Source organism: Microcoleus sp. Pol12B5 (assembly GCF_036701335.1).
Classification (GTDB): domain Bacteria; phylum Cyanobacteriota; class Cyanobacteriia; order Cyanobacteriales; family Microcoleaceae; genus Microcoleus.
Genome location: NZ_JAUBQQ010000005.1, coordinates 72,098 through 92,131, shown reverse-complemented (window position 1 = coordinate 92,131; position 20,034 = coordinate 72,098). Strand labels below are relative to the sequence as shown.

Sequence of the window (20,034 nt, the reverse complement as noted above, 5' to 3'; positions counted from 1 at the left end):
ACAGACAGCAAGTAAGTTTTGCGATTTGGGCAATTCGGCTGTGTAGTTATCCTTACCCTTGCAAACTAGCGCCGATCGGAGATAATAGCAAAATGATGGGTAAGACCCCTCACCAAAATAGAGTCTGTTCGCCAACCCCGAAAGCAGGCGCTCGGAAAGGAGGACTATTAGAACTCGCTTTCAGGCAGGCGGCAGGTTTGCCGACGCTCGCCAATCACCAATCATTAATCACGATATTTTGCGGAGCAGTGGCTTTTGAGGTCGAAAGTCTTTGTTGGAGGGCGGGCGATGGGGTTTCGATTCCTAATTGCAAGTTTGGCAATCACTGGCCTCGCCGTTATCAATTCCAAAACAGAAGAAACAACTAATCTCAGGGAGGTCTACTAAAATGCAACTGCTCAGAAAAAGGGATCGCGAGGGTTTTATGGTTGATGCGAAAAGTCTTCAATCAGACGGGTTTGCAGAATTTGACACAGCCTATCGAAGCATGGATTTAAACAGCAAAAAGTCTTTGGTCGCCACTCCAGAACGCTCAGGCGCGGCTTCAGATGTGCGATCGCGCGCCACGACGGTACCTGCGATCGTCCGCGTAGCTTTAGAAGACTTGAAATGCTTTGAAGTAGTAGAACACCAGTTTGCACATTGGGGGGTGACTTTTAGCAATGCCGTCGCCATCCAACCTTCAAACCCAGCATTTTTCACTGGTTCTGGGGCAACAGTGTTAATGGGAGCCCCCAAAAGCGGACTGATAGAAGTAACTTTTAAGTATCCAGTTCGCTGGGTGTCAGGACTTGTCACCAGTTCGCGACGAACTGTTTTATCTGCTTGTGACATTGACGGCAACCCAATTGTTCAGGATGAAATGCCGGCGCCCAATCTGGTCGGGTCTAATTCTCCGATCGCCCCTAGGGCTCCCCTGCGCGTAAAAGCTCCGAATATTTATCGAATTAGTTTTTACGCTTTTGACGGTCAGCTAATAGTCGATGACTTGATTTTTGGATTTTAAAGCCATGCCATAAGTAGCGTCCCAAGTCTGCAAACCTTCGAGAAGGGCATTGCGGACTACAGCTTCTGGTTCCCGACTCAGCATCAGGCGAAAGCACTCCGCAGCGCGGGAACGGGCGATCGAACTTTTGACAGATCTCACAGGACCCAACCCACCCTGATTCACCAAATCGGTCATTTGCCGCACAGCAATCAAACGCTTCACTGGGTCAGCATCAGTCAAATCCGCCAAGATGCGATCGAGCGCCACTTCATCTTTTGCGGCCCCCAGACTCAACCCTTGCCGCAGCAACAGCCCTGCAATCGCGATCGTCCCCAAATTCTGCAAAATTAGGCTCAAAGCCATCCAGTGGCTGCTTGAGTCAGCCCAAATCGCCAAACTCATGTAAGCGCCCAAGGTAGCAATCCCGCCGGTGCCGACGGCTAAAACGAACCGACGGTTCGGGCCATCCCAAAATTGCTTGCCTTTTGCCCGCAGCAATTGCCAGTCCCACGACTGCCCTCGGTAAACCAGCATCATTGCTGCTATCCCCAGGCCTGTGGAAAACAGTAACTGACTGTTCCACCACCCCCAAACTGCTGCCAGGGTGACAATTCCCAGCCAACCTTTTGAGCGAGTCAAACTCTCTAGCAGCCATTTGAGAAACGCAGTAGAAACCACAGGCGATCGGGCCCACTCGCTCTTGCCATCTACCCTCCGGCGTCTTGTTGCGGCAGTGCGGCCTGTGGCTGTTGGGGTTCCCGGCGGGCGATCGTCCAAACTAAATTCTCTCAAAGCTTGACCATCAGTTATTTCTAAAGACAGGTCGCTCAACGGAAGATTACCGAGTTCTAAAGTGCGATCGGACACTTTCACAGGCGATCTATTCAGCTTGGTTGTAGTTTTTTTAACTTGATTCATACTGACTTTTTGGAAAAATAACTTAAAGTTATCCAGGCTTTTTTAGCACTGATTTAGATTCTCGGCAAATAAGACTCTAAGGTTCTATGATACCGGAAATTCAACCCCGTGGCGAGTAGCGCAACTGCGCTGAATTCCGAGAAATCCTTACCAAAAATAGAGCAATTGAAGATTTTTGAGAAAATCACGAGAGGTTAACAGCGAATATTTCTGCCTCACTCTGGAGACAGAATGGCGATCGGAGTTGGCATGATGGCAAAAAATCGAAATTTTTTAATTTCCGAAAATAGGGGAATTTTGAGTGATTCAATTCGTCCGCCAAGAAATGCACGACGAAAATTTAGCCTTTTGCCAGCAGGCCCGGACTCTCGCTGCTACTCCGGTGTCAGATGAGGCTGGGTTCAGCTTGACCGCTTGCGGGACGAACCGCAGCCTCCGGGCGGGCCGAGAATCCAGACAGTATTAGTTGATAATTAATAGCAGAAGCATTCCTAAACTGCTAAGATTTTTGAATTAATGGGAGTTGAGTTAATTAAACCGGGTTCGGGTAAAAACGACTCCCTGATGCTCATGGGCAGCGGTTAAATGGCCGGAGCATCTCCAGTCGGGTAAATTAACCGTCATTCTTGTAGAGGCGCCTTTACGCCCGATCGGCAATATCAGCCAGATATCGGCGCAAAAAAGTCCCGACACCTGCATATTATGGTTGATCGACCGGACTAAATAGCAGGAAGCCCATCATCCGCGTTCTAACCCGTAAAGCAGCAAGGCAAACAACCGACCGCGCGAGCGTGTTCGGCAAGTGCGGAGGCTGGAAAAACAGCGGCTTTTGACCAAACTCAGACATAACTGCGGCCCCAAAGTGTGTCTGTGGAGGTTAGGCTAGTGAAGAGAAGAAAAGAATAGTTACGATCGAGACTTGATTAGTCTACCTTGTAATTTATTACTTAGTTGTCAAGCCCAACAGTTTTGCATTCTCGCGATGAGCGAGACTCTTGGCACTTCCAACAAATGGGGAACTCGACCGTCAAAGAGCTTGGGTTTGATGGTAAAGCCCTTAGTAATATGTAAACACCTTATCGATAACTCGCCGGAACAATCTTGCAAGAAAACCCATGTCTAGTATGCAAAACCAATTCACGGTTCACTTCTGGGGCGTTAGAGGTAGCATAGCGTCTCCCGGGGCAGAAACAGTACGTTACGGGGGCAACACGCCCTGTGTAGAAATGCGAGTGGGTGACAGTCGCCTAATTTTCGATGGCGGTACTGGATTGCGGGTTTTGGGACAAACTCTCCTGTCCCAGATGCCCGTAAAAGCTCATATGTTTTTTACTCACTCTCACTGGGATCACATTCAAGGATTCCCATTTTTTGTCCCAGCTTTTATTCCTGGGAACTGCTTTCACATCTATGGGGCTATTGCTCCTAATCAGGCTACTATCCAGCAGCGCCTCCATGACCAGATGCTGCACCCCAATTTTCCGGTACCCCTGCAAATTATGGGGGCAGACCTGAAATTTAACGATATAGAAGTGGGCAAACCGCTGGAAATTGGAGAGATTAAGGTGGAAACTGCTTTGCTGAACCATCCTGGGGAAGCTATAGGCTACCGCGTCAACTGGCGGGGGTATGCGGCTGCTTACGTGACTGATACCGAACATTTTCCCGATCGTTTAGACGAAAATGTGCTGTATTTAGCTCAAAATGCTGATGTGCTGATCTACGACGCTACTTATACCGATGAGGAGTATTATTCGGAGAAGAGCAGCAAGGTCGGCTGGGGACATTCGACTTGGCAGGAAGCTGTGAAGGTGGCAAAGGCTGCTAATGTCAAAAAGTTGGTGATTTTTCACCACGACCCGCTGCACAATGACGAGTTTTTAGACAGGGTGGGAGAACAAGTGGCTCAAAGGTTCCCGAACAGTTTGATGGCGCGGGAAGGTTTGTCGTTACAATTGCTGCCTCCTGATAACGATTTGTCTGAAGCGTCGGTGCAAGCGCCTCAAGTTCATGTCTGAGGGATGTGAGATTGCCAGATGGTTCTGAAGTCTTGATCTGTGAAATCGGAAATTTAAGCGAGGCCTGACCGAAAGCATCCAGGATACAAGCCCCCGGATTCATCCGTCCAGAAATAAAAAACCTGTATCCGATAGAGGAGTCCCCGAATTTATCTGTGGGGTCAATGCTTCAATTCTTTAATCTAAAATCGAAAATCGAAAATCGAAAATCGATTGACCTCACTCACAGATGGATACCGTGCCACGTACTCCTGTCGTGGAAAACCAAAAACTTTAGACCCAAGTTCAACCTTCCAGATTTATCTGTGGAGTAAAATCTAAAATCTAAAATCTAAAATCTAAAATCGACTGGCGATCGCAATCTGGCTAAGTATGTCAAAATTTTAAGCGTGTGGGTAACTTCTTCTTGTACCGCTGCTCTGACTCCAACTTCTGTTGCCTTGGGAAACTTTGATGGTTTGCACCTAGGGCATCGACAAGTCGTGCAGCCAATTTTAAATCGATCGCCTGAGCAAAATTCTGCGACGATTCTTGCGTCGGGGCCAAACTTGCGCTCCTACGCTGGCAGAGATGAAAATTTGGAAAGCGAACCTGCGGCGACCTGCTACAACGACTCAGCAGCACCGCCCGATCGAGCCGGCAGCAGCCATAATTTCGATAGTTTGATAGCCCCCAAGGCAGATGGCAACAGCCTCTCTGGGATCGATTCTGATGGGGTCGATCGGCTTTACAGCACTGTGGTGACATTCGATCCGCACCCGCAAGAATTCTTTACGGGTCAACCGAAAAAACTGCTGACGCCTCTGGCAGAAAAGGTAGAATTGCTCGCAGCAATGGGCGTCGAGCAACTTGTGCTGCTGCCGTTCGATCGAGAATTGGCGGCTTTGACTGCTTCTGAGTTTGTCGAGGAAATTCTGGTGCGACAACTAAAAGCGAGTCGAATTAGTGTGGGGGTGGATTTTCGGTTTGGACGGGGACGCGCTGGGACGGCTGTGGATTTGCAGTCGATCGCCTCTGGTTACGGTATTGATGTTGCTCTTGTACCCCTGCACAATTGCGGTGAGGGCGATCGGATCAGCAGTTCTGCAATCCGTGAAGGTTTGGCATCCGGCGAGCTCACAAGAGCGAACCAGTTGCTGGGGCGACCTTACAGTTTAGTCGGAACTGTGGTTGGGGGACAGCGGCTGGGTAGGACGATCGGATTTCCTACTGCTAATATCGAACTGCCGCCGGAAAAATTTTTGCCACGTTTTGGCGTGTACGCGGTGCGAGTCTCGGTGAAGCAGGGAGGGGAAAAGATGGAAGATGGAAGTTCTTCCTATCAGCCGGAAAATGCCAAATCTCTAATCCCCGGAATAGCACCAACTTTATTTTTTGTCAATGGGGTGATGAATGTTGGCTGCCGCCCGACAGTAGACGGCCTGCAACCCACTGTGGAAGTTCACCTGTTAGATTGGTCTGGGGATTTGTATGGTCAAACCTTGAGTGCGAGTTTGGTAGAGTTTTTGCGACCCGAACAAAAATTCGCTTCTCTGGAAGCTCTCAAAACTCAAATTCAGGCAGATTGCGATATTGCTAGAAGCCTCTTAACTGCTAAAGTCTAATAATTATGTGATCTAGAACAGGCGATCGCTTTTAAAAATGGTGCAAGATGAGTCAGACTAAATTCTAGTTGTACAAATACGAAGTCCGCAAGGCAAATACTCAAGATTTTGGCAATCTTGATATCTTTTCAACAATTAGCAATTAGCAATTCGCAATTAACAATTAGAAATCAGGGATATGAGACAACATATTGAGCGGCTCAAACAAAATCTAGGCAAAACTATTGTTGGCAAAGCCGATGCTATTCGCTTGGTGTTGGTAGCGGTGCTTTCGGGCGGACACGCGCTGCTGGAAGACGTGCCTGGTGTGGGAAAAACGCTGCTGGCGAAGTCTTTGGCGCGATCGATCGATGGGAAGTTTCAGCGGATTCAGTGCACTCCCGATTTGTTGCCGACGGATGTCACCGGTACTAATATTTGGAATCCGCGCAGCGGAGAGTTTGAGTTTTTGCCCGGGCCAGTTTTTGCTAATGTTTTGCTTGCCGATGAAATCAATCGGGCGACGCCGCGAACTCAGTCAGCTTTGCTGGAAGTGATGGAAGAAAAGCAGGTGACAGTAGATGGAGTTTCTCGAAATGTTCCCGCGCCGTTTTTTGTGATTGCGACTCAGAACCCGATCGAATATCAAGGCACTTTTCCGCTACCAGAAGCGCAAATGGATCGGTTTACTTTGTCTTTGACTTTGGGCTATCCCGCTGCTTTGGAAGAGTTGCAAATGTTGGAACGGCTTTCTGATAGTTTTGCTGTTGAAGATTTGCAGCCTTGTATTTCTTTGGAAGAAGTGCAGGAATTGCGCCGTTTGTGCGCTGGTGTGAAGGTGGAAGCCTCTTTGAAACAGTATATTGTAGATTTGGTGCGATCGACGCGGGAGGATGAGGAGATTACTCTGGGGGTGAGTCCCCGGGGTGCGGTGGCTTTGCACCGGGCATCCCAGGCTTTGGCATTTATGGAGGGCCGGGATTTTGCTACCCCGGATGATGTGAAATATTTGGCGCCGCACGTACTTTCTCACCGGTTGATTCCGGCGGGGGGAAGAAGGGCTAAGACGATTGTTGACAAGTTGTTGCGGTCGGTTCCTATTCCTTAAAAAGTTTGTAAGTAGGTTGTTTTATTTAAAGGAACAGGCAAGATGCCTGTTCCACAAACAATTACAGCTTAATTAAAGGAACAGGCAAGATGCCTGTTCCACAAACAATTAATTTTCCTGTGGGGTGGGCATTCTACCCGCCCTTGAAAGACTTATTAATAATGATGCAAGATGTCAGTTAATCAATAGGTTTTGCACCATTCTCAAGCACTCTTAAACAGCGCGACTAATTTTTTTGCCTCTAAATCAATATTGTGTTGTTGAGCAACCCGTTCAGCTCCTGTTTTCCCCATTTGTTCTAGCTTTTCTAAAGGTGCTTCCAATACCGCGCGCATCGCTACGGCTAATGCTTCTGCGGAACCGGGAGGAACTAACCAACCGCAAACACCGGGTTCTACGAGCTCCGGGATGCCAGCAACATAAGTGCTAATTACGGGTCGATTAAGAGCGAGGGCTTCCATAATTACGACGGGCAAACCTTCAGCAAAACTAGGCAATACCATTGCCCGTGAAGCTAAAATCTCTTGCTGAACTCGATCGCCACTGGCCCAGCCGGTAATTTCTATATGGTTTTGCAGGCCAAGTTGCTGAATCTGCTTCTCAATATCCGATCGCAGCGGCCCGTCTCCTACCAGTACCAACTTAAACTCTAAGCCTTGAACTGCTAACTTGCTAGCAGCCTCTAGCAATAACAAATGCCCTTTTTGTTCGCTGAGCCGCCCAATGCAAGCTAAGCGCGGTGCTGCGGGTATGGGGACGTAGGGTGCTGCTAAAAATGCAGCATCTACGCCGCAGTGTATGACGTGAATTTTTGACCAAAAAGTGCGATCGCACCATCGAAAAAGCTGACTTTTACCGAAGGAACTAACTGCTGCTACAAAGGTCGATCGTTTAATTTTTTCGTCTAAGGAAAGAAGAGTCGCTTTATCAAATTCTTCAGGGCCGTGAACGGTGAAACTGTAAGTCGGGCCGCCAAGCACGCGGCACAGCATTGCGACGGTTGTGGAATTTGTCCCGAAGTGAGCGTGAACGTGTGCGATACCCGATTCTGCAAACCAATTTAAAAGAATGCAAGCTTCTGCTAAATAAGCTAGATGCAGCAAAATCCCCCGTTCCGAGTGCCAGCCAACTTTGAACATTAACCGCACAGCTTCGATGAATCGAATTGGTCTAGTTGCGGCAACGCGCAGCAAACCCCACGCTAACCCCTGTACACCAACTCCTAAGATTACTTTAGTCAATTGTTGCTCTAGTTTGTCGGCCTCATCAACGAGTTCTGATTCGCAGGATCGGATCGAAAATCGTGCGACTTTCATGCCGCAATTTTCAACCGCTAGGACTTCTCTGCGGACAAAGCTGTGGCTGACTTTGGGATATTGGTTGACTAAATAAGCGATGTTCATGAACGGGGAGAAAATTTTATGGTAAAACTTAGATTAGTTTAGCCTTTGGCTGCATTCCCTGGGCAACAAATTTAGCTGATTTGTTGAGCTTATTTGAGCAGGGGCGGAGGGCGATCGCTTTTGACGGGATGGGGGAAGTGACAGCGGGGCGATCGCTATTTCGGTCAGAGCAAATCAATCCACACATTTTACATTTCAATACAATAGTCAGGACAGTTTTTAGGTAGTAGCCACAAACCCTTGATTGTAACGCAGGCAGCTCGATCGCCGAATCGTCATGAAAGCCTTTTTTACGGTTGGCAATCAAAAACTGTCTGAAGTATTTTCATATGCAAACCACTCCCAATCAGGTTTAACAGCCCCCAGATTGTCTCAATAATTGGTAATTATTTAACGTGCAATTCCATCTAATTTCCTATTGTCACCTAAATTTTCCCGAAAATCACCAGCCCGAAAAATAATCGCCCAAATCCCCAAAAAACCAGCAACTCTCGCAACTCTCACAACTCCCCCAACTCTCACCACCAAAGATTTTTCTGAGGCGACTTGCTCTGCATCTACCCAAGATGACAGCAAATAAGGTAAAGTAAACGGCACAAGAGTCTAGAACTCTCCAACGACCGCAACTCAGCAAACTCGCCCCTGACCAGCAAAACTGGCCGGTACAGGCGGCATTAACCGCTAACCGTCAACCTCTAACAACCGACAAAAATGCAAACCTACTACTACGTTTTAGCCAGCCAACGCTTTTTGCTAGAAGAAGAAGCCCTAGATGAAGTGTTTAAAGAAAGAACCCGCAACTACAACGAACAAGAAAAACAAATAGACTTCTGGTTGGTCAAACAGCCGGCTTTTATAGAAGCACCGACAATGGCAGAAGTTAAAGCAAAATGCCCTCAGCCAGCCGCCGCTATTATTTCTACCGATCCAGTCTTCATCACCTGGTTGAAACTGCGATTAGAATATGTACTGACAGGTGAATTTCAAGCACCGTCAGCAACTATTCCCGATGCCCTCGCATCCCTACAGACAGCATGAATAAAAGAGCAAAATATCCGACAAAACAACTAACAACAATTAGGGGTAAATTGTACAAATTTATTTTGTCTCTTCCCCTATTTTCTGCTACTTCGATCGCCCTTTTGGTATTGACAATTTTATCGAGTTCTGTTAAAGCTCAATCGAGCTGCCAACCGCCCCAGTCCGATGAATATCTACTGTTAATTGTCACCCCAACACCCGAACAGCAAGAAAGAGCAAAACGCTCTTTCCCTGGAAATACTAACAACACAGTTTGTCGGTACATCAATGACACGGTGACGCGAGTTGGTGGCTTTCGCGACTCGCAAATCGCCAGCGATTGGGTTAAATACATCGAAGATGTTGTCGGATTGCAAGCTTACGTAGTACGATCGCCCGCAGCGGCACTACCCCAAAATTTGCCAGTCTACAACCCTCAGCCAGCACCAGGTTCTGAACCAATCACCCATCTTTCAACAGGCAATCTTGCCTTCAATCCCCAACCCCTGGGCCCTGGTTATGCAGTGTTAGTAGATTACTTCAACCAACCTGAATTAGCCGCCCAAGTCAGGCAAGCATTAGGCACGCAAGTAGGCTTAGCTTCCTACGGCCAGCGTCCCTTTTTATTCGTCGCTTATACAACGGATCAAAACGCCGCTACTGCTGCAGTAAAAACATTGAGCGATCGAGGTTTTTGGCCGATGTTAGTAGACAGCCGCCGAGTTACCGTAATTGCTCCCGCTGTTCGCTAAAAGATAAGCTACTCCCACGATCGTTCGGATCGTGAAATCGCTACTACACTTGCCTCTCGTCCTAGCAGAGGGGGATTAATAACAATTATTGTGGTTGTTCGGACTCTAGCGGGCTGCTTCCTAGCTGACTTTCTGCCCGCTTTTTTGCTTCCATTGCCGCTCCGTAATCCGGTTTGTAGCGAATTGCTTTGTCATAGGAGGCGATCGCATCTTCGTATCTTTTTACCGCCACAAGTGCATTGCCGCGGCTGTACCAAGCTTCCGAATAGTCAGGTTTGACATAGACGGCTTCATTGTAAGAGACTAGCGCATCTTCGTACCGCTTTAAATTGTACTGAGCATTTCCTCTGTTGTACCACACTTGATGTTCTTTCGGGTTTAAATCTAAGGCTCTGCTGTAACACTCAATTGCTTGTTCGTACCTGCGCAGTTCGTGGTAAGACCAGCCTAAATTATACCAAGCTTGATAATAATCCGGTTTTAATTTAACAGCTTTTTCGTAAGCTTCTACCGCTTCTTCATGCCTCCGCATTTTTAGTAAAGCGATGCCTTTACTGTACCACGCTTGATAAAAATCTGGCTGAAACCGCACGGCTTTTTCGTAGGCTTCAAAAGCTTCTTGGTTTTTGTTCAATTCTAGGAATACATTGCCTAAATTGTACCAAGCTTCAGAATTATCGAATTTAATTTCAACTGCTTTTTGATAGGATTCTACGGCTCGATCGTACTGTTTTAATTTTTGGTAAGCTTGCCCGCGATTGTACCAGGCACGGTACAAGTTAGGCTGAAATTGTACAGCTTTTTCGTAGGAGGCGATCGCTTCTTCGTACCGCTGCGAATCTAAGAGAACATCGCCTCTGCCTTCCCACGCTGCGGCATAGTCGGGCTGGATTTTCAAAGCGTTATCAAAAGATGCGATCGCCTCTTGAGACTGTTGCAACTTATCCAAAGCATAACCGCGTCCCGTCCAAGCTTCCAAGTATTCCGGCTTTAATTCTATTGCTTTATCATAAGCTGACTGCGATTCTTGGTATTTTTTCAATTCGTACAAAGTTTTAGCTTTTTCCTGCCAAACTTCCGCGTAGTCCGGTCTGAGAGTTATTGCTCGCTCGTAAGCTGCCAGAGCTTCTTCAAATCGGCTTAAATTATAAAGAGTATTGCCTCGGTTGTACAGGTCAGTTGCATTGGCAGAATTAAAAGTATTTACACCATAAATTGAGCCTATAATACTGATACCAATTAAACTGGCGATGGCCAATATTTTTAAATAGAGTTTTTTTCGGGATTTGAGGGGCTTATTGACAGCAGCAACCGGAGGCAATACAGGAACTGTACCGCTGAAAGAATTTTTCAATTCTTTAATAGCTTGCAGCGTTTCGCTGGCACTAGAATAACGTTGCCGAAAATCGTACTTTACCATTTTATCTAAAATGTTTGCAAATTCAGGACTGACTGATGTTTTGTCCTGCCAAATAATTTCCTCTGTATCGGGGTTCCTTGGCATTTGGTGAGGATTTATGCCAGTGAGGAACTGAATTGCGATCGCACCGACGGCATAGATATCGCTGCTGAGTTTCGGGTTGCCGTGAGCTTGTTCGCTGGGCATATAACCGGGAGTACCGATGCTGACACTCAAGCTATTCTTGGGCTGAGGAGTGGTGATTTGAGTAGTAATTTCTTTGACTGCGCCGAAGTCAATTAAAACTAATTTTCCGTCTATATCTCTGCGGAGAATATTGCGGGGATTGACATCGCGGTGAATCACATTTTGTTGGTGTACAAAGTCTAAAATTTCGAGAAGTTCCTGCAATATACAAATCACTGCATCTTCCTGCATGACTCCCGCACTTCCCCCTTGGTAAGGCGAACCCCCCCCAGCCCCCCCTTGGTAAGGGGGGGAGCCAAGTCCAGCCCCCCCTTGGTAAGGGGGGGTTTGGGGGGGTATAATTTCTTGACTTAAATCGTGGCCTTCTATAAATTCTTGAACGAGATAAAACTCTTGATTCTCTTCAAAAAAAGCAAAAAGTCTGGGAATGCGATCGTGATTTCCCAACTTGTACAAAACTTGTGCTTCCGTATCGAATAAACGTCTTGCTACCTTTAGAGTTTCGGGATCGGTTGCGTGAGGTTTAAGCTGCTTGACGACGCAGAGGTGATTGCCTGGTAGCTGCTTATCTTCAGCTAAATAAGTTTGAGCAAATCCGCCGCCTCCCAAGTGACGAATAATGCTGTAGCGATTGCCGAGTGTTATTCCAAGCATGAAATTCACCTAATATTTCCTAGTCGTTTGGAGAATTAGCTTTCAACCAAGCTGTCACATCTTCCGCCTTTTAAAAATCTAACATGGCTTATCTAAATTTTTTAATTAGTCGAGCGAATACTGGGGAGCCCGGGCTTCAATAAAATAAATTACAGGTTGGAATCCCTTGTGCAATTCTTCAATCATTAATTTAGTTACATCAGTTATTCCTGTGTTGTACAAAGCTAGCTTGTCCAATGTCGGGCGATTGAAAACTGGGATTTCAATAATTACAGACGTGCCGTTGTTGAGTTTTGCTATCACCTCTAAGTAGCTATCTTTGGCTGCGAGGTAAGGTGCGCAGTGCGAACTTTACTGTGACACTCTCTTTGCTTTCTTTCTTGTTCCCTCCCCTTAGTAAGGGGAGGGTTAGGGTGGGGTTCTATATTTTTGCTGGCGTTGGGATGCTCCCACTCTAACTTAACTTTGAACCGATTTCAAAATTTCATCATCGAGTGAAAAATCTATCTCAGCTTTGTCCCGCCCCGAAACTACATAATCATTCTGAAAAGAATCTTTCAATCCAGAAAGTAAGTCAAATTCCGGATGCCAGTTAAGCTCGGTGACAGCTTTATTAACTGAAGCGAAAAAGTGCTGCAATCTCATCGGAAAAGCTTTCTTTTTGCCGACGAAGTCAAATTGTTTCGGATCGTAGTGTACAATCTTAATAGCATCAGGGGATTTGCCTGCTGCTTGAATGCAGGCGCGGGCTAAACCGTCAAAGGTGACAAATCGATCGCCCGAAACGTTGTAAATTTGCCCGATCGCCCTTTCGTTGTCCAAAACCGCCGCCATTGCTTTAGCCAAATCCTGACAGTGCCCTAACTGCGTGAAGTGCATTCCATTACCGGGAATCGGAATCGGTCGATCGCGCGCAATGCGATCGAAAAACCAAGCCTCCAAATCGTTATAATTTTGTGGCCCGTAAATGTAAGTCGGGCGAATCGAAGTCCAAGGCAAACCCGATGCTGCCAAGTAAGTTTCTGTTTCGCATTTACCCAAATGCCGGCTTTTAGGATCAGTAGCGTCCCCTTCCATATGAGGCATTTGATCCGACTTCAAATAAACCCCCGCAGAGCTCATGTAAACAAAGTGCTGCACCCGCCCTTTAAATATTTCAGCTAAAGGCTTTGTATCGCTGAGTTCGCGGCCATTGTTGTCAAAAACAGCGTCAAACTCGACCGTCGATAACTTTTCTTTTAGTTGTTCGACATTTGTGCGATCGCCCTGAATCTGTTCCACGCCCGGAACCGGTACAGGCTTGTTGCCCCGGTTAAACAACACAACTTCATGCCCTTGTGCTGCTAAAATCTTAGTAAGATAAACCCCGATAAACCGAGTACCGCCCATCATTAAAATTCGCATTATTTTCGATGCTCCTTACAGTTAGTGTAAATATCTTACAATAAAGTTATGCCTTACGGAAAAACCGGGTTTTTTACGAAAAAACACGGTGACAGCCATCAGCCCTGCTATAAAAACCCGGAACGCTTGAGTTTTTGTGCGCCCGTCCTGAAAGTAAGTCCTCGGCTTTAGTTGCATGGTGCGATCACTCAAAATAAACATAATTTCCAGTTGCCTAAAATAGCCCTATGCAAGTTCCCCGGCTGCATCCAGAAACAATCGAAGAAGTCAAACAAAGAGCCGATATAGTAGACGTTATTTCCGGTCGCGTCGTGTTGCGAAAACGCGGCAAAGAATTCGTAGGTTTGTGTCCCTTTCACGACGAAAAATCTCCCAGCTTTACAGTCAGCCCAGCCAAACAAATGTACTATTGTTTCGGCTGCGGTGCAGGTGGCAATGCTTTTAAGTTTCTCATGGAATTGGAGAAACGTCCTTTCAGCGAAGTAGTATTAGAATTAGCTAAAAATTATCAAGTCCCTGTCAAGACTGTCGAACCGGAACACCGACAAGAATTGCAGCGCCAAATTTCTTTGCGGGAACAACTGTATGAAATCTCAGCACTAACAGCCAAGTTTTACGAACACGCTTTGCGGCAAAACCAAGGAGAAGAACCCTTAGCATATCTCAAATCAGAGCGCAAGCTCAGCGAAGAAACTCTCCAACAATTTCAATTAGGTTATGCACCCCAAGGTTGGGAAGCACTTTACACTTATTTGGTAGAACAAAAAAACTATCCGGCGCAATTAGTAGAACAAGCTGGATTAATTGTACCACGCAAATCGGGAGGCAGTGGCTATTACGATCGCTTCCGCAATCGCATTATGATTCCCATTCGTGATACCCAAGGCAGGGTCATAGGTTTCGGCGGCAGATCTCTCGGCGACGAACAGCCGAAATACCTCAATTCTCCCGAAACAGAACTCTTCGACAAAGGCAAAACTTTATTCGCCTTAGATACAGCGAAAACAGCGATTAGCAAAGCCGATCGCGCAGTGGTTGTGGAAGGGTACTTTGATGCGATCGCACTTCACGCCGCCGGCATCTCCAACGCCGTCGCTTCCCTCGGCACAGCCTTAAGTTTAAATCAAGTGCGGCAGTTATTGCGCTACACTGACTCCAAACAAATTATCCTCAACTTCGATGCTGATAAAGCAGGGACTCAAGCAGCAGAACGCGCTATTGGAGAAATAGAAAAACTCGCTTATCAAGGAGAAGTGCAACTGCGGGTGCTCAACATTCCCGACGGCAAAGATGCCGACGAATACCTCAAAACTTACTCCCCAGAACAATATCGAGAATTGCTCGAAAATGCTCCGTTGTGGATCGACTGGCAACTGCAACAAATGCTCGTCAATCAAGATTTGAAGCAAGCCGATACTTCCCAGCAAGTTACCAAAAAAATCATTAATTTATTAACCAATATCACTGACGACAATCAGCTAGCACATTATCTGCAAAAGTGCGCCGAAATTCTCAGTAAAGGGGATTTTAGACTCACAAAAATGATTGCTGAAAACTTGCTAAACCAAGTAGTCAGCGATTGGGCAAAGCGGCAGAGTCAAGACGAATCCTTGACAATGCCCATGTTAATTAGAAACAAGCTGAAGCCGAACAAACAATATAAAAAACAGCGTGCAAGCGGCGAAAACAAAAACTCAAAATCAAGCTTATCTGCCGTAGCCCGCAGTCTTTTAGAAGAGGCAGAAGCGCAATTATTGCAGATTTATTTGCACTGTCCTGAATACCGCCAAGATGTCAGAGAAGCAATAGAAGCTAGAGACGTGCAGTTTAGCCTTTCTCACCACAGATTTTTGTGGCACCAGATTGTGAATGCTGAAATATTGCACAAAATGTCTTTACAAGTAGCCCCTTCAGAGTTAATATTAAAATTACAAGATAGCTTCATTGAATATCCGAATCAACTAAATCAAATCTCGCATTTATTTCACTTAAATGAGTTCTCAGAAAGAAATGTTTATCGCGCACCTCTAGTCATTAGATCTGCCCTCGCCTGTATCGAGCAAATTATCAGCATGAAGCGCCGCCGAATTGCACTCAATATGTGGGAAAAAGCCAAGGCAGCTAGCAGTGGCGAAGAAGCTATAGAATATCACCAACTATTCTGTGCCGAACAAGAATGGCTCAAGGAATTAGAGAGGCTGCGTCAAGTTAATTTTTACGATTTAACCTCCGTGCCTTGGGGCTAATACCCTTTTAAAGTTTAGATTTTAGAGTTTAGATTGGGGATGACTCGTTCGAGATAGGTTTGAAGCTTGCCTGGGGTTACATTTTTTTTACTGGTATAAGGAATAAACTCCTTACTACGAACCCGTTTGTAGTAAGGAGTTTATTCCTTTATTCAACGCTCCTTTTAATAATCGCAAAAAAGAGTTTCGCGAGTATCTCTACCTGTCACCGGATTAGTACCTTTTGCCACTTTACAAAGTTTTTCGATCATATCGTCTCGCAGCAGTGTCTCTGTAAAATCAGCACCGTCAATGACAGATCCTTCGAGTCTGGTATTGTAAGCGAAAGCACCCTCAAGGATAGCATTAGTTAAATTTGCTTTCATCATGCGAGCTAAATCTAAAGTAGCACCCGTGAAATTAGCGCCTTCAAAATTTGCCTCTTCCATATTGGCAGCAAAAAAGCTGACGCCCCGCAAATCTGCATTAGTAAAATTGCTATTGCGAAGATTAGCTTTATTAAAACTGTCGTCAGTCAGAACTTGTCCACTAAAATCAGCGCCGACTAGAATTTCTTTGTCGTGATCCAAAGCGAAAGCAGGTGCGGGATTAATGCCGATCGCCCCAGCGACAATTACTGCTAAAATAACAAAACTCAGCAAGAAAGTATAAATATTTTTGCGATGTTGGCGAATTCGAGAATTCATAAGTTAAAGCTAATGGACAGCCGTGACAGTTCAGAATTGAATTCTACCAGAAAGCGCGTCAAGCGTAGCTATCCCGTAGGGAATCGCCCGCTCGCGACGGCTGACTCCAATTCCCCCGAATCCCCCAACTCTAGGGATATCGGCACATTGGGAGAAAACTTAGTCGCCGACTGGTTGCAGCAGCAAGGTTGGGAAATCCTGCACCGGCAGTGGCACTGTCGCTGGGGAGAGATTGACATCATTGCACTCGGAAGAGATGAAGAAAGCGCAAAAAACCGAGTTCTTCCCAATTACCAATCCCCAACATTAGCATTTGTAGAGGTAAAAACTCGCCGCCGGGGAAATTGGGATGCTGGTGGAATGCTGGCTGTTACCACCACAAAACAAGCCAAACTTTGGCAAACAGCCGAAATATTTTTAAGCACTCGTCCAGATTTAACAAATAGTTCTTGTCGCTTTGATGTCGCCCTAGTCAGGTGCGAACCTTCACAACAAAATACTAAGCGAATATTACCACCATTAACAGCAGCGCACTCTCAATCCACCGTTGCAGGAAACTACCGACTCACGCTGCAAGAATACATTCGCTCGGCTTTTAGCAATTAAAAATATATAATTAAAATTTAGAGGGTAAAATCTCAAAGCCATGCCACTAGGTAATTGTTAATTGTTAACTTGCCTAGGCTGTCGCGCATTTCTCTCTTGAGCTTTAACGGATCTGAAAAAAGCGTTAAATCTTCTCCCGCTTTCCCCTTCTCTCCCTCTCCTGTTCTGTCATCACAGTTAATTTATATGCGTAGCAATCTAGGCGAGAGTTTCTGGGCAATACCCCAGGCCCTTGACAAACTGCTGGCGAAACGCTTCAATTTCTTTGCGGTCAGGGCTGCCGTGACAAACCACTGCCACCTGGTAGCGGCGCATCACGCTCAGTGGCGACTGTCCGGTTTCCAAACTCCACAGCGCCATTTGCAAGCGAATTTCAGGATCGTAAGGAATCCCGAGTTCGTTCATAAAAGCCCGAAAATCCCCGTGCATTTCGGGAGTTAAATATTGGCTCATTTTCACCTTTACCACCCAGCCGTCAATTTGGTGAATAACAGTGATAAATTGCAAGGGAAGATGATGAGCCGTGCGTAGGTAATCCACGACTCTCAGAGTAAGGCTAGTATTGGCGATGTAGTAGAGGTATTCCATAACGATCCTTATGAGCAAAGCTGATGCTACACCTCTATCCTCGCGGGCTATACCCGCCACCACAAGGGGAAAAGCACCCGACTTTGCATGGGGGTTTTTACCCAATTTGTTACCCAGTTGACAGATCGATCGCACAGGAATTCACTTGATGACAGAGATGGACTGGTCTTTGGACGGCTACGACTACGAACTTCCGCCCTCGCGCATTGCCCAAAATCCCGTAGTGCCGAGGGACAGTTCTCGCTTGCTGGCTGTAGATTCTCCCAGCAGCCAGCAACACCGGATTTTTAGGGATTTACCCGATTTGCTGCAACCGGGCGACTTGCTGGTGCTCAACAACACCCGCGTGCTGCCAGCGAGGCTCTACGGGCACAAACCCAACGGCCCGGCTGTGGAGATATTGTTGATGGAAGAACGGCAGCACAACTGTTGGCTGGCTTTGGTTAAACCGGGGAAACGCTTAAAGTTGGGAGCAAAAATTGAGTTTGATCCCATCGCCCCTGCGTGTGAGGACTCGACCACAGCTCCTTGCTGTTGCCTTCCCAATGCCACGATGCCCGATCGTCGTCGATTGACTGCAACAGTTATAGAGAGGGACGACGCAACAGGGGGACGGCTGTTGGAGTTTGACATCCCCACAGATGAGAATCTGGCGAAGTTTTTGGACGAATACGGCCACGTACCTCTGCCGCCCTACATCGAAAATTCCCAAGCTTCAGCGGAACAGTACCAGACTGTTTATGCCGATCGGCTTGGGGCCGTGGCTGCCCCCACAGCAGGCCTGCACTTCACCGAAGAATTGTTCAGCCGCTTGGAACAGCGGGGAATCGAAAAAACTTTTGTCACCCTACACGTCGGAGTAGGGACGTTTCGCCCCGTGGAGGTGACAGACGTGACGGCTCACAAAATGCACGGCGAATGGGTGGAAGTACCCCCCGCCACCGTTGAGAAAATCCGGGAAACTCAAGCCCGAGGCGGGCGGATCATTGCCGTGGGTACAACAGCAGTGCGAGCTTTAGAGGGAGCCGCCGCCGCGAGTGGCGATTTTTCCTTGCAACCTTTTTGCGGCCCGACCAATTTGTTTATCTACCCTGGTTACAAGTGGCGGGTTGTAGAGGGGATGATTACCAATTTTCACTTGCCCCGCTCTACTTTGATGATGATGGTAAGTGCGATGATTGGAAGGCCTCGGCTGTTGGATTTGTACCGAGAAGCGATCGAGCAACAGTACCGCTTTTATTCCTTTGGCGATGCCATGCTGATTTTACCAACAGCAAAAAAGGATTGATCGATCGGGCATCGGGTTCGCCCCATGCCCGGTATTCCGTTTCTATTCTTCCTCCTCTTCTTCATTGCCGGGATACACGAAGCTGTTGGAACGCCCAGTCAGAACCGACTTGCCCAGAGATAGAGCTTTCTGAGCTGCCACTACAGCTTTGCGCTTCCATGTGGCCTTACGCATATTCTTCTTGGATTTGGAGGTTTTCTTCTTAGGGACTGCCATGACGCTAAATACTTTCTGCTTGCTTATATAGACAAACAAACATTCTAGCCGATTTTGCCGGCAATACTTACTCGAAAAACGGCAACAACTGCTAGGTCAGCAATATCAAGTAGTAGGGTGCGTCAGCGATTAGCTTCTGGAAAAATAGACAAAATCCCCTAGGCAACGCACCCGCAGCAGCTAAAGTTCGTGAAAGTGGTAGATCACGACGCCAGTTACGGCATCGTTCTCGATACTCACATAACCCGTTTTGAGCATTGCCGTGAAAGCCTCTTCCACTTCGGCAAAAGTAGCGCCGGTTGCCATCACCCCTTGGGTGACAGATAATCTTCCGTTCTTGGTATAAGCTGCCTTCAGGAGTTTAACCCCTAACTGGTCTGGAGTTGGCTTGGGGTATGTCGCGGCGATCGCCCCGCTGACTGGATATAGCGGTATACCTTCGCGAGATACGCCGAGTTTGCCCCTGAGACTGGCATTGCGTTCGTCCACCATGTTCGGCAGCAGCAGCAAGTCAAACAATTGCCCAAACCCAAACAAACCAAAGGTAAACAGCCACAGCAAACCCGTACCAATCTTGCCGTTGTAGAGGCGGTGGAGTCCGAATGGGCCGAAAAAACAAGCTGCCCATAAAAGGTAACTAACACCTAAATTGCTCATTTTCTGACCGTCCTGCCTGATAATTCTAAGAATTGGAGTCCCTGTATACATTTTGTACTTTCTATCTGGTCTTTGAACAGTTTGACACCAGCAGATATTTGTGCATAGTCCGAAGTTATTGTTTATTTACTACCAATTCCCCATGCCCTATGCCCCATGCCCCATGCCCCATGCCCCATGCCCCATGCCCCATGAGTAATTTTGCGTAGCAATTCTTAACGCCCGCAACATATTTGCGCGGGCGAGAGCTTGGTAAACTGGAGGGCGTGGAAATTACAGCAGCTTAGACCTGG

The 20,034-nt window shown here is 46.9% G+C and carries 19 protein-coding genes; 10 read left to right on the top strand and 9 right to left on the bottom strand.

Translation table 11 applies throughout. The annotated features are described in order from the left end of the window. Positions 1-424: 424 nt before the first annotated feature. Entirely contained in the window at positions 425-1,006 is a 582-nt protein-coding gene (locus QUA24_RS04725) for a hypothetical protein (RefSeq protein WP_333227618.1), read from the top strand. On the opposite strand, the gene QUA24_RS04720 is transcribed toward QUA24_RS04725, so the two are convergent. Then, complete coding sequence (locus QUA24_RS04720; protein WP_333227616.1) at positions 974-1,906, bottom strand: hypothetical protein; 933 nt, start codon at positions 1,904-1,906, stop codon at positions 974-976. The two genes, QUA24_RS04725 and QUA24_RS04720, sit on opposite strands and share 33 nt — an antisense overlap. Before the next feature lie 301 nt (positions 1,907-2,207). Between QUA24_RS04720 and QUA24_RS04715 the strand changes: the two genes are divergently transcribed. The 4 genes from QUA24_RS04715 (at position 2,208) to QUA24_RS04700 (ending at position 6,615) form a co-directional block, all read left to right on the top strand. After that, complete coding sequence (locus tag QUA24_RS04715; RefSeq protein WP_333227614.1) at positions 2,208-2,372, top strand: hypothetical protein; 165 nt, start codon at positions 2,208-2,210, stop codon at positions 2,370-2,372. Between the two features lie 649 nt (positions 2,373-3,021). Further along, entirely contained in the window at positions 3,022-3,924 is a 903-nt protein-coding gene (locus tag QUA24_RS04710; RefSeq protein ID WP_333227612.1) for an MBL fold metallo-hydrolase, read from the top strand. Between the two features lie 389 nt (positions 3,925-4,313). After that, positions 4,314-5,528, top strand: coding sequence for a bifunctional riboflavin kinase/FAD synthetase (locus QUA24_RS04705; RefSeq protein WP_333227610.1), 1,215 nt, complete (start codon positions 4,314-4,316; stop codon positions 5,526-5,528). 178 nt (positions 5,529-5,706) lie between these two features. Next, positions 5,707-6,615, top strand: coding sequence for a MoxR family ATPase (locus tag QUA24_RS04700; RefSeq protein ID WP_333168446.1), 909 nt, complete (start codon positions 5,707-5,709; stop codon positions 6,613-6,615). 203 nt (positions 6,616-6,818) lie between these two features. Here the strand turns inward: QUA24_RS04700 and QUA24_RS04695 are convergent, their stop codons facing one another. Together QUA24_RS04695 and QUA24_RS04690 are read right to left on the bottom strand one after the other, a co-directional pair. Continuing rightward, positions 6,819-8,018, bottom strand: a complete 1,200-nt coding sequence (locus tag QUA24_RS04695; protein ID WP_333227607.1) for a glycosyltransferase — start codon at positions 8,016-8,018, stop codon at positions 6,819-6,821. Between the two features lie 390 nt (positions 8,019-8,408). Further along, positions 8,409-8,615, bottom strand: coding sequence for a hypothetical protein (locus QUA24_RS04690; RefSeq protein ID WP_333227605.1), 207 nt, complete (start codon positions 8,613-8,615; stop codon positions 8,409-8,411). A gap of 114 nt (positions 8,616-8,729) precedes the next feature. Here QUA24_RS04690 and QUA24_RS04685 point away from each other — a divergent pair, with 114 nt between their 5' ends. Beyond that, a complete protein-coding gene (locus tag QUA24_RS04685) occupies positions 8,730-9,056 on the top strand; it encodes an MgPME-cyclase complex family protein (protein ID WP_333227603.1) in 327 nt (108 codons plus the stop codon). Next, positions 9,053-9,790: a hypothetical protein gene (locus tag QUA24_RS04680; protein ID WP_333227601.1), complete on the top strand. Its 738-nt coding sequence runs from the start codon at positions 9,053-9,055 to the stop codon at positions 9,788-9,790. The genes QUA24_RS04685 and QUA24_RS04680 overlap by 4 nt, the downstream gene beginning before the upstream one ends. An 85-nt stretch (positions 9,791-9,875) precedes the next feature. Here QUA24_RS04680 and QUA24_RS04675 read toward each other — a convergent pair whose 3' ends face one another. Continuing rightward, positions 9,876-12,050, bottom strand: a complete 2,175-nt coding sequence (locus QUA24_RS04675) for a tetratricopeptide repeat protein (RefSeq protein WP_333227599.1) — start codon at positions 12,048-12,050, stop codon at positions 9,876-9,878. 459 nt (positions 12,051-12,509) lie between these two features. Next, on the bottom strand, positions 12,510-13,454 hold the full coding sequence (locus QUA24_RS04670) for an NAD-dependent epimerase/dehydratase family protein (protein WP_333227597.1): 945 nt from the start codon (positions 13,452-13,454) through the stop codon (positions 12,510-12,512). A gap of 227 nt (positions 13,455-13,681) precedes the next feature. Here QUA24_RS04670 and dnaG point away from each other — a divergent pair, with 227 nt between their 5' ends. Further along, on the top strand, positions 13,682-15,700 hold the full coding sequence (gene dnaG, locus QUA24_RS04665; RefSeq protein WP_333227595.1) for a DNA primase: 2,019 nt from the start codon (positions 13,682-13,684) through the stop codon (positions 15,698-15,700). A gap of 164 nt (positions 15,701-15,864) precedes the next feature. Here dnaG and QUA24_RS04660 read toward each other — a convergent pair whose 3' ends face one another. Then, positions 15,865-16,386 carry a pentapeptide repeat-containing protein gene (locus tag QUA24_RS04660; protein WP_333227593.1) on the bottom strand — a complete coding sequence of 174 codons (522 nt, stop codon included), beginning with the start codon at positions 16,384-16,386 and terminating at the stop codon, positions 15,865-15,867. A gap of 12 nt (positions 16,387-16,398) precedes the next feature. On the opposite strand from QUA24_RS04660, the gene QUA24_RS04655 reads away from it, so the two are divergent. Further along, positions 16,399-16,992, top strand: a complete 594-nt coding sequence (locus QUA24_RS04655; protein ID WP_333227591.1) for a YraN family protein — start codon at positions 16,399-16,401, stop codon at positions 16,990-16,992. A gap of 198 nt (positions 16,993-17,190) precedes the next feature. Here QUA24_RS04655 and QUA24_RS04650 read toward each other — a convergent pair whose 3' ends face one another. After that, entirely contained in the window at positions 17,191-17,580 is a 390-nt protein-coding gene (locus QUA24_RS04650) for a hypothetical protein (RefSeq protein ID WP_006632408.1), read from the bottom strand. 148 nt (positions 17,581-17,728) lie between these two features. Here QUA24_RS04650 and queA point away from each other — a divergent pair, with 148 nt between their 5' ends. Beyond that, positions 17,729-18,868 carry a tRNA preQ1(34) S-adenosylmethionine ribosyltransferase-isomerase QueA gene (gene queA / locus QUA24_RS04645; RefSeq protein ID WP_333227589.1) on the top strand — a complete coding sequence of 380 codons (1,140 nt, stop codon included), beginning with the start codon at positions 17,729-17,731 and terminating at the stop codon, positions 18,866-18,868. Positions 18,869-18,910: 42 nt separating this feature from the next. Here queA and rpmF read toward each other — a convergent pair whose 3' ends face one another. Next, complete coding sequence (gene rpmF, locus QUA24_RS04640; RefSeq protein ID WP_006632406.1) at positions 18,911-19,084, bottom strand: 50S ribosomal protein L32; 174 nt, start codon at positions 19,082-19,084, stop codon at positions 18,911-18,913. A gap of 180 nt (positions 19,085-19,264) precedes the next feature. Then, a complete protein-coding gene (locus QUA24_RS04635; protein WP_333209224.1) occupies positions 19,265-19,741 on the bottom strand; it encodes a TM2 domain-containing protein in 477 nt (158 codons plus the stop codon). Positions 19,742-20,034: the final 293 nt, after the last annotated feature.